The following is a 2,485-nucleotide window of genomic DNA, read 5'->3' as shown; positions in this document are numbered from 1 at the left end:
AACTGGATACACGTCTGGAACAAATCAAAGCGGGCGATTATAAAATCTGGCGACGCAGCCTTTTAGCGTCGTCTATTTTGCACGAAAGCGGTCAAATTCAGCAGCTTCCCGCCGCTATGAATGAAGTTGTGATTGGTCGTAGCCGGCCGGGGCGAATGGCCAGATTGCGTCTATACGTAAATGACGTGTTCGTAGAAGAGTATCCCGCCGACGGCATTATTGTCTCAACCGCAACCGGCTCTACCGGCTATGCATTATCTTGCGGTGGCCCGATCATGCATCCGAACTTAACAAATATGATGGTCATTCCGATTTGTCCGCATCTTTTAAAAAGCTCACCGTTAATGTTGAATGCCGATGACGAAGTCACCATCACCATGCCGGAACGGGAACGTCATCTGTATGCTTCCATTGACGGCAACGAATCCTTTTATTTTACGAATGAAAAGAAGCTTTTGATCACTCGACATCCTAACTCATTACCTTTTGTTTACTTTTCCGATCAAAATTTCTTCCGCTTATTATTCCCTAAATTAACCAAATCTATTTATCACGCTGCACAATAGTTGCTATAGAATGGATGGGATTTCAGAACATGAAGAAAAAATATCGTTATGCGAAGATACGGGATATTATTCAAAAAGAAATTATTGAAACGCAAGAAGAGTTGGCAGCCGCGCTTGCTGATGAGGGTGTCAGTGTAACGCAGGCTACGATCTCGAGAGATATCAAAGAGCTGATGCTTATTAAAGTACCAACGGAAGACGGTCGTTACCGTTATGCAGTTTCTCCCGAGCAGCCGGCATTATTTGCAAAAGATCGGTTTATCAGCTTGTTTCAAGGTACTATTACCGGTATTCAATACAGTGGTAACCTGGTCGTAATCAAAACGTTGCCGGGGTCTGCTCAAGCGGTGGCCTATGCCTTGGATAATACCGATATTCAAGAAGTTATCGGTACGATAGCGGGGGATGACACCATTCTTTTAGTCGTTGCGGAAGGCAAAGATCCGAAGGAAATAAAAGATCGTCTGTATTCATTTTTACGAGAGGCGTGAGCTGCTGTGCTCCAGTCGTTACATATTCGCAATTTTGCGCTCATAGAACAACTGGATATTGAATTTAAAGAAGGCGTGACGGTTTTTACCGGAGAAACCGGTGCCGGCAAGTCGATCCTTTTAGATGCGTTGGGAATTGCATTAGGGAATCGCGCTGCTGTCGATTATATCCGGACGGGTACGGAAGAATTTTTTGTGACAGCTCAATTTGATGTCACGGATATGCCTTCTGTTCAAACCTATTGCAATGAACAAAATATACCGCTGACAGATGATGAGCCATTAATTATTTCTCGACGTTTATCGCAAACGGGTAAGGGGCAAATCCTGGTTAACGGTATGCTTACTTCCTTACGTACCCTTGCAGGTTTAGGCTCATTATTAGTCGATATTCACGGGCAAAACGACAATTTGAAATTGCAATCCGACCGATACCAGCTGCATGTCCTGGATACTTTTAATCGTGATGGCCGACAACCGGAAGCAATTTATCACAAAGCCTATCAAACTTGGCAGCAAGCGGTCCAACGTCAGCGTAAATTTTTAGAGCAGGAAGACGAACGTGAAACACTTTTAGCACGTTTAAATAAAGAAGCAAGAGAGATCTCTGCCGCTAAAATCAATCCCGAAAAGGATGCGGATATTGAAGCGGAAATTAAACGACTGGCGCATGCGGAAAAGATCACGGCCGCATTGCAAATGGCAAGTCAACTATTAAATGCTTCCGGAGGAAGCCTGGAAACAATTTCACAAGCATTAAACGAGTTGCAAAAGGCGAGCAGCTTCGATGAGGCATTGTTGCCTTCCGTGCAGACCTTGGAAACTGCCTTTTACAATACGGAAGAGGTCGCACGTAATTTACAGGAGAGTCTTTATACAATCGAGTACTCTCCGGAGCGATTGGATCAGTTGCAGGAACGGGCCCAGCTTTTAAAAGACTTGCGATTAAAATACGGCGATACACTGGAAGAGATTCTTGTTTACCAAGCGACCATACAAAAAAAAATTACAGAACTTGAAAATTCGCAGGAGACTGGAGATACCTTAGCACAAGCTGTAGCGACCGCTTTTCAAGAGGCTCAAACGGCCAGAGATGCTTGGAATGAAACACGATATCGTGCTGCGGCGGAACTAAGTGGAGAAATCGAAAGCGCATTGCGCGATTTGGATTTACCGAATGGCAGCTTGTCATACTCTCTCATCCTCGGAGATACGTTGACTTCGCAAGGCTTAGCTGAGGCGGAACTTGTGTTTAGTGCCAATGTCGGTGAGCCGCCCAAACCACTCAGCGAGGTTGGTTCAGGGGGAGAATTGGCACGAATTTCACTGGCATTAAAAACGGTTCTTGCGGCGCAAATGGACTTGCCGACGCTTGTTTTGGATGAAATCGATGTCGGCATCAGCGGTAATGCGGCGCTACGAGTAGCA

General features: G+C 45.2%; 3 protein-coding genes. All 3 read left to right on the top strand.

Features of this window, described 5'->3' with window-relative positions:
• Window positions 1-566: NAD(+)/NADH kinase (locus tag KH813_RS06475; RefSeq protein WP_303994528.1), on the top strand; the 566-nt coding region annotated here is incomplete at its 5' end.
• A 29-nt stretch (window positions 567-595) separates the two neighbouring features.
• Complete coding sequence (gene argR, locus KH813_RS06470) at window positions 596-1,057, top strand: arginine repressor (protein WP_303994527.1); 462 nt, start codon at window positions 596-598, stop codon at window positions 1,055-1,057.
• 6 nt (window positions 1,058-1,063) lie between these two features.
• A partial coding sequence (locus KH813_RS06465) for a DNA repair protein RecN (protein ID WP_303994526.1) occupies window positions 1,064-2,485 on the top strand: 1,422 nt, incomplete at its 3' end.

Origin of the sequence: Negativicoccus succinicivorans, from assembly GCF_018373335.1 — a bacterium.
Classification (GTDB): Bacteria; Bacillota; Negativicutes; order Veillonellales; family Negativicoccaceae; genus Negativicoccus; species Negativicoccus succinicivorans_A.
Note: the sequence above shows the minus strand (reverse complement) of the source record. Positions and strands in the feature narration are given on the sequence as shown.